This window comes from Citrobacter sp. wls757 (assembly GCF_005280935.1).
Taxonomy (GTDB): domain Bacteria; phylum Pseudomonadota; class Gammaproteobacteria; order Enterobacterales; family Enterobacteriaceae; genus Citrobacter; species Citrobacter portucalensis.
Map to the genome: position 1 here is coordinate 613,277 of NZ_SZWU01000060.1, position 6,042 is coordinate 619,318.

Consider the following 6,042-nt stretch of genomic DNA (forward strand, 5'->3'; position numbering starts at 1 on the left):
TATCCGCATTCTGAATGGCCACATCAAGTTCACCATTCACCTCTGCAATCCCCCACGATACTGACAATGGCACGGTATGGCCATCCACCACAAACACATGGCTGGTCACCTGCCCACTAATACGTTGCGCGATTGCTATGGCGTCAGTAGCCTGCGATCGAAACAGCAGGATCATAAATTCATCCCCGCCGGTACGAATCACAATATCGTGACTGGTGCGGGTGTTTGACAGCATCCTGTTGGCGATAATTTGCAGCGCACGATCGCCTGCCGCGTGGCCCCAGGTGTCATTGACGGCCTTGAACTTATTACAGTCAAGTAGCACCACCGAGCAGTGTGATAAATCCCGACGCTTGATGATGTCGAGAATTCGGCGGTTAAAACAACCGGTCAGGGTATCAATATAAACCTTGAGGTCACTTTCGTTCAGCCATGATTTTAACGAGAAGCTGATCATGATGAAGAAAAACGGCGCCAGCAGAATCACGATACCTGCATGCGTGTCGCGCGTCATAAAACGACCTAATGATAACGAATAGTGCAGCGCATATTTCTCTGAAAAATTGCGCACCATAAAGCGGGATTGACCGGTACATTTACCGGATAAACAGAGACTCTCATTGTTGGTCAAATTCACCAATTCTACGTTCAATTCTGGTGGAATTTGGTAGTCAAATGCCTGGGCTAACGCTTCCTGCAATTCGGACTTTGAATGGTCATAGACCAGATAAGCCACGATTTGGTCTGATATCTCTTTGCCAGACAGATCGTAGATATAACTCACCACGCTGTAAGCTTTTTCACCGGTAATTTTATCGGTATAGAAATTCGTTGAGCTGAGGGCTTTATTTTTGACGTTTTTCTGCAGCAGTCGGGTATAGAAATCGACGGGGGGATAGAAAAATTGCGTGATATCCCGCGCCATTTCAGAATTAGAGAAACTGAAATTGCGCGAATCGGAAGCCATAAACCAGTAAAAATAATCTGAGTTTTTGGCGATAATATAACGATGTGCATCAAAACTGCCCGGGTTTAGCTCATTGACCATACCGCGAATAAACTCCGCCGCCGTATACATACACAGCGCGTTGTGGCTGGTTTGCTGAGCAACCATTGTCCCCGTTGCCGAATGCAGCCGCTTTGGGTCGGCGTTAATTCCCCATTCATTCTCATCCCGGGGGGCGAATTGTGAAATATCACCGCATTGATCACCCGTTTTGATATGGTGGTAGCGCTCGCCAATCGCATCGGCGATCAGCTCGTTGTCGTTAAAAATGTCCATCATGCGCGCTTGCAGGCGGTTAACACCTTCGCTGGCAGCGGCCATTCGCTGTTCATAAATAATAAACAGAAACAACGACGTAAATATCAACGTAATGAGCCCTGATACCAGCAGTGCCTGCCTGTTTCTGAGCTTATCCTGCACAATCTTCACGAGTCCACCCTGATAGTTAACAGTATTGCCAAATCGGTTACCCGTTTATGTTGTTGCATAACAGCGTTATACGTTGATAGAGAATGCTCGCCACCCCGATGCAGGTAAGTTGATGTAGCCCGCAGCCGCGCGCTTAGGTTACAGTTTTATACAATAAAAGCACATAATTGTTAACATAAACGCAAACTAATCATCACCTTCAATAGGATACCCTGCCCGTCGAATGGCCTCACGGCAGTCGTTTATGCCTGCGGCATAGCCCGCCTCAATCTCACAAACCGGACTGGCGCTGCAATAAGGTAGTGTAACTGGAGTCGCAATAAGTTTCTCCAGCGCCTCAATTTTATCCATGTAAAGCAATAACTCACGTGCAGCACTTACGGCAAACGCTGCCGTTTGATCTTCGGAGAACGGTTCCAGAAGTGCGATTTTTTGCTGTAGCAGATGGCGGGTCAACATCATCAGCAATATCCTCAAAATTGTTTTGCTTAAAGAGTAGCACTACATCAAAGGGGAGAAAGGTAGGATGGGATTGTTTAAACGATGGGTCTAAGTAAGGATATTGTCTGAAAACGGTAACAGACAGCTCCGTGCGAATCTCTGGCGAAGATCAGATATTTTTAGTTGATGACGATGGAGAATATCCGAGTTTGTAATAATAGTGCACTCATTGTTTCCATACTGTCTGAGACTGTCAATCGTTAGACTACTCTGAGCGTGAAGCGGACCATAATTTCTGATGTAAAGCTTCACTGATAATGTCGGGACAGTGATGAGTGAGAAACTCACGTTGTGCTTACACCAGGATTATCTGGAATGATGGAGTTAACATCTCAATTGTTCATAGCGGCGCTGAGTGGATGCAGGATATCGCGGGGCATATTGGACGTATAACGTTTATCGCGTACCTAAGAAGTTAAGACCAGAGGTTTTAATTATTACATTTTTAAGATAGTGGTTTTTATCTGTTTTTTAGAATTGCCATACCTGGCCAGACATTCTTATCCATAACAACTTTATGAGTTAAAAAAATCTGCCATATTGACAGATTCTTTTAATCTATCATTAGAGATTTGCAACGTTATGATATACTTTTTGAACATCATCGTCATCTTCAAGGGCATCAACAAGCCCTGCGAAGACTTCCAAATCTTCTGGTGAAAGTTCAATTTCTGATTGAGCAATCATCTCTAATTCTGTGGTAGAGAATTCAGTAATCCCTGCGGCTTTTAAAGCTGCAATGCCTTTGTGAAGATCTGTAGATTCTGTATAAATAACGATGTTTCCTTCTTCTTCGGTTACATCACGAACATCTACTTCAGCATTAAGCAAAATTTCAAAAATGTGGTCAGGATCTGTCCCTTCAAATACAATCACTCCGGTATTGTCAAACATATAGCTGACAGAACCAGCAGCTCCGATATTCCCGCCTTTTTTATTAAAAATTGAGCGGACATTAGCAATCGTACGGTTAACATTTGAAGTCAATGTTTCAGCGATAATCAGTGAGCCACTGGGACCAAAGCCTTCATAACGCCCTTGCACGAACGTTTCATCACTGCCGCCTTTGGCTTTATCAATGGCTTTATCAATAACGTGTTTTGGAACCTGCGCTTGTTTAGCACGTTCAATAACGAATTTTAAAGATGTATTTAATTCTGGGTCTGGTTCGCCTTGTTTAGCAGCAGCATAAATTTCGACACCGAATTTTGCATATACATTAGACGTTGCACCGTCTTTAGCTGTTTTTTTAGCAACAATATTTGCCCACTTACGTCCCACTGGAATGATCTCCTCAAAAATTCATTTACATAGCCGACAGGTAAATAACCTAGCATTACATTATATCATGACGTATAAATCCTCGTCTATTAAAAATAAAAATATTCGAATTTTACGATATGTTACTTTAATTTTATCAATAGTTAACATTATTGATAAATTATCCTCTGGTTCTTTTTTGTTCTTAATAAATGGTCCGCAGCAATAATGCATAAGAAAAGAGAAACAAAAGTAATATTCCAGACAAACACTTCTACTATTAAAGTTGCTGCTGCACTGCTTATAGCGAAGTATCGACACACAAATTTTGTCAGGCCAGATGAGCAAAATAATGGCCGATCAAGACAACGATACGCGAGGAAAAGAATGGAAAAAAACTGGCCATTTGACGACCAGTTTTGCAGAAGTGTTTTACAGTAAATATCAGAAACGATAACCCGCAGAGAACATAAACACCCACGGATCGAGGCGTACACTGTCTCGCTGCTGGACGCCACCCATTTTATAGCTTGCGGTGGTATCGATATCCATGTACCAGACCGACATGTTAATCAGCCAGTCGCGGTTAATCAGATAGTCCATACCGACTTGCCCTGCTGCACCCCAGGAATCTTTCAGGCTCAGGTCCGATAACCCCGTTTTTTTACCGTTATCGTTAAAGCCTTCATCGAAGAAGGTCGTGTAGTTCACCCCAACACCTACGTACGGACGCAGTTTACTGCTGGAGTCACCGAAGTACCACTGCGCCATTAACGTCGGCGGTAAATGATGTACGGTGGCAATATCACCCGTTGCAGCAGTGCCGATTTTATGGCGGAACGGCGTAGCTGCCAGTAATTCAACACCGATATTGTCGGTTGCCATGTAGGTAAATGTCAGACCCAACTGCGTGTTATTGCTGACATCAAAGCCACCTAAGCTGCCCAGCGTACCACCTGCACCTTCCGTCGGCCTGACGGTGGCAGAACCCGCACGAATAAAGAATTCTCCAGCTTCATGCGCAAATGCGTTACCAGAGAGAAGAGTTGTTAAAGCCAATGCTGCAACTGTTAATTTTTTCATGTCCGCTCCATCGTTATGGTTATAAAAGCGGAACGAATATACCCACATTGGAGTAATAAGTGATCTAACATGGATCACATTGACTTTGATAATTTAACATTTATTGATCCAGATTAAGTTAGAACTTGCATTCAAAATCCTGGTTAAATTAATTCAGATCAATTTTGATATATTTTCAATGTGCAAGTACCTCCAGTTCATTGCTGATGGTTGATGGATATCTGCGCGTGATGCGCAGATAACAAACAGCGTTCATGCACGACGCTGAAGTCATAGCCAAAAATTACTGCAGCTTTACAAAGATATGCTTTTCCATACATCGCGCGATGCTGCCACTGTAGAGTTATCCAGGGTACAATTGCCCGCAAATGAACACCTGCAAAACTCAAGGAGAGTGCATGTCTATCACGGCGAAATCCGTTTACCGTGACACGGGAAACTTTTTCCGTAATCAATTCATTACCATCTTGCTGGTATCGTTGTTGTGCGCGTTTATCACAGTGGTGTTAGGGCATGCCTTTTCCCCCACTGACGCACAAATTGCGCAACTCAGTGAAGGCGATCAGTTAACCAGCAGCGTGGGGCTGTTCGATCTGGTGCAAAACATGACCCCGGAGCAACAGCAAATTTTGCTACGCGCATCCGCAGCGTCGACGTTTTCCGGTCTGATTGGTAATGCCATCCTCGCCGGGGGGGTCATCCTGATGATTCAGCTGATTTCAGCAGGTCATCGCGTCAGCGCGTTACGTGCCATCGGCGCCAGTGCGCCAGTGTTACCGAAGCTGTTTATTCTGATTTTTCTGACTACTCTGCTGGTGCAAATCGGTATTATGCTGGTTGTTGTACCCGGTATTCTGCTGGCGATCCTGCTGGCACTCGCACCGGTGATGTTGGTACAGGACAAAATGGGTGTCTTTGCCGCGATGCGCAACAGTATGCGTCTGGCGTGGTCCAATATGCGACTGGTTGCGCCGGCAGTGATCGGTTGGTTGCTGGCAAAAACGCTGCTGTTGCTTTTTGCGCCAAGTTTTGCAGTACTTACGCCGAATGTAGGCGCGGTATTGGCGAATACGCTGAGCAATATGATCTCCGCCGTGTTGCTGATCTATTTGTTCCGCCTGTACATGCTGATTCGCCAATAAACCCTGAACGCATTCCGGGCTTGTTCCCGGTGCTTTTGATGACGGAATCGAAGAATGAAGCAGTTTCTTGATTTTTTACCGCTGGTTGTCTTTTTTGCTTTTTATAAGCTTTACGACATCTATGCGGCGACCTCGGCGCTGATTGTCGCGACGGCTGTAGTGTTGATTTACAGCTGGGTTCGCTATCGCAAGGTCGAGAAGATGGCGTTAATCACCTTTGTCCTGGTGGCCGTATTTGGTGGCCTGACTATTTTTTTCCACAACGATGAATTCATTAAGTGGAAAGTAACGGTGATTTACGGGCTGTTTGCTGGTGCTCTGCTGGTTAGCCAGTGGGTGATGAAAAAGCCGCTGATTCAACGCATGTTAGGTAAAGAGCTGACCCTACCGCAGTCAGTGTGGTCGAAACTTAATTTAGCCTGGGCCGTCTTTTTCATCCTGTGTGGCCTGGCGAATATCTATATTGCATTTTGGCTACCGCAGAACATTTGGGTCAACTTCAAGGTGTTCGGTCTGACCGCCCTGACTTTATTCTTTACGCTGCTGAGTGGGGTCTATATTTACCGTCATCTGCCGCAAGAAGATAAATCGTAATACATGCTCGCCAGATCCCCGGATCTG

Annotated in this window: 6 protein-coding genes and 1 pseudogene; 3 read left to right on the plus strand and 4 right to left on the minus strand. The window is 44.9% G+C overall.

Annotated elements, in window-relative coordinates; all coding sequences use genetic code 11:
* From FDW94_RS17810 to ompW, 4 genes are all read right to left on the minus strand, one after another.
* Window positions 1–1,435, minus strand: a 1,435-nt coding sequence (locus FDW94_RS17810) for a GGDEF domain-containing protein (protein ID WP_137378044.1), incomplete at its 3' end; no start/stop codon positions are given.
* A 186-nt stretch (window positions 1,436–1,621) separates the two neighbouring features.
* Window positions 1,622–1,897, minus strand: coding sequence for a hypothetical protein (locus FDW94_RS17815; RefSeq protein WP_137377977.1), 276 nt, complete (start codon window positions 1,895–1,897; stop codon window positions 1,622–1,624).
* Window positions 1,898–2,500: 603 nt separating this feature from the next.
* Window positions 2,501–3,217 carry a YebC/PmpR family DNA-binding transcriptional regulator gene (locus tag FDW94_RS17820; protein WP_003020658.1) on the minus strand — a complete coding sequence of 239 codons (717 nt, stop codon included), beginning with the start codon at window positions 3,215–3,217 and terminating at the stop codon, window positions 2,501–2,503.
* Window positions 3,218–3,640: 423 nt separating this feature from the next.
* Window positions 3,641–4,279 (minus strand): outer membrane protein OmpW, encoded by a 639-nt coding sequence (gene ompW, locus FDW94_RS17830; RefSeq protein ID WP_071446265.1) that lies wholly within the window; start codon window positions 4,277–4,279, stop codon window positions 3,641–3,643.
* 292 nt (window positions 4,280–4,571) lie between these two features.
* On the opposite strand from ompW, the pseudogene FDW94_RS24465 reads away from it, so the two are divergent.
* The 3 genes and pseudogenes from FDW94_RS24465 to FDW94_RS17840 all read left to right on the plus strand — a co-directional run.
* Window positions 4,572–4,649: pseudogene (locus FDW94_RS24465) on the plus strand (YkgJ family cysteine cluster protein); the annotation flags it as partial.
* Between the two features lie 28 nt (window positions 4,650–4,677).
* Window positions 4,678–5,421: a YciC family protein gene (locus FDW94_RS17835; RefSeq protein WP_003020663.1), complete on the plus strand. Its 744-nt coding sequence runs from the start codon at window positions 4,678–4,680 to the stop codon at window positions 5,419–5,421.
* 54 nt (window positions 5,422–5,475) lie between these two features.
* Window positions 5,476–6,015 (plus strand): septation protein A, encoded by a 540-nt coding sequence (locus FDW94_RS17840; RefSeq protein WP_048235264.1) that lies wholly within the window; start codon window positions 5,476–5,478, stop codon window positions 6,013–6,015.
* Window positions 6,016–6,042 lie beyond the last annotated feature (27 nt).

Bases quoted from the DNA above. Each gene is read 5' to 3' on its own strand.
- FDW94_RS17815 (WP_137377977.1), bottom strand. From the start codon at position 1,897: ATGATGTTGACCCGCCATCTGCTACAGCAAAAAATCGCACTTCTGGAA.
- ompW (WP_071446265.1), bottom strand. From the start codon at position 4,279: ATGAAAAAATTAACAGTTGCAGCATTGGCTTTAACAACTCTTCTCTCT.
- FDW94_RS17835 (WP_003020663.1), top strand. From the start codon at position 4,678: ATGTCTATCACGGCGAAATCCGTTTACCGTGACACGGGAAACTTTTTC.
- FDW94_RS17840 (WP_048235264.1), top strand. From the start codon at position 5,476: ATGAAGCAGTTTCTTGATTTTTTACCGCTGGTTGTCTTTTTTGCTTTT.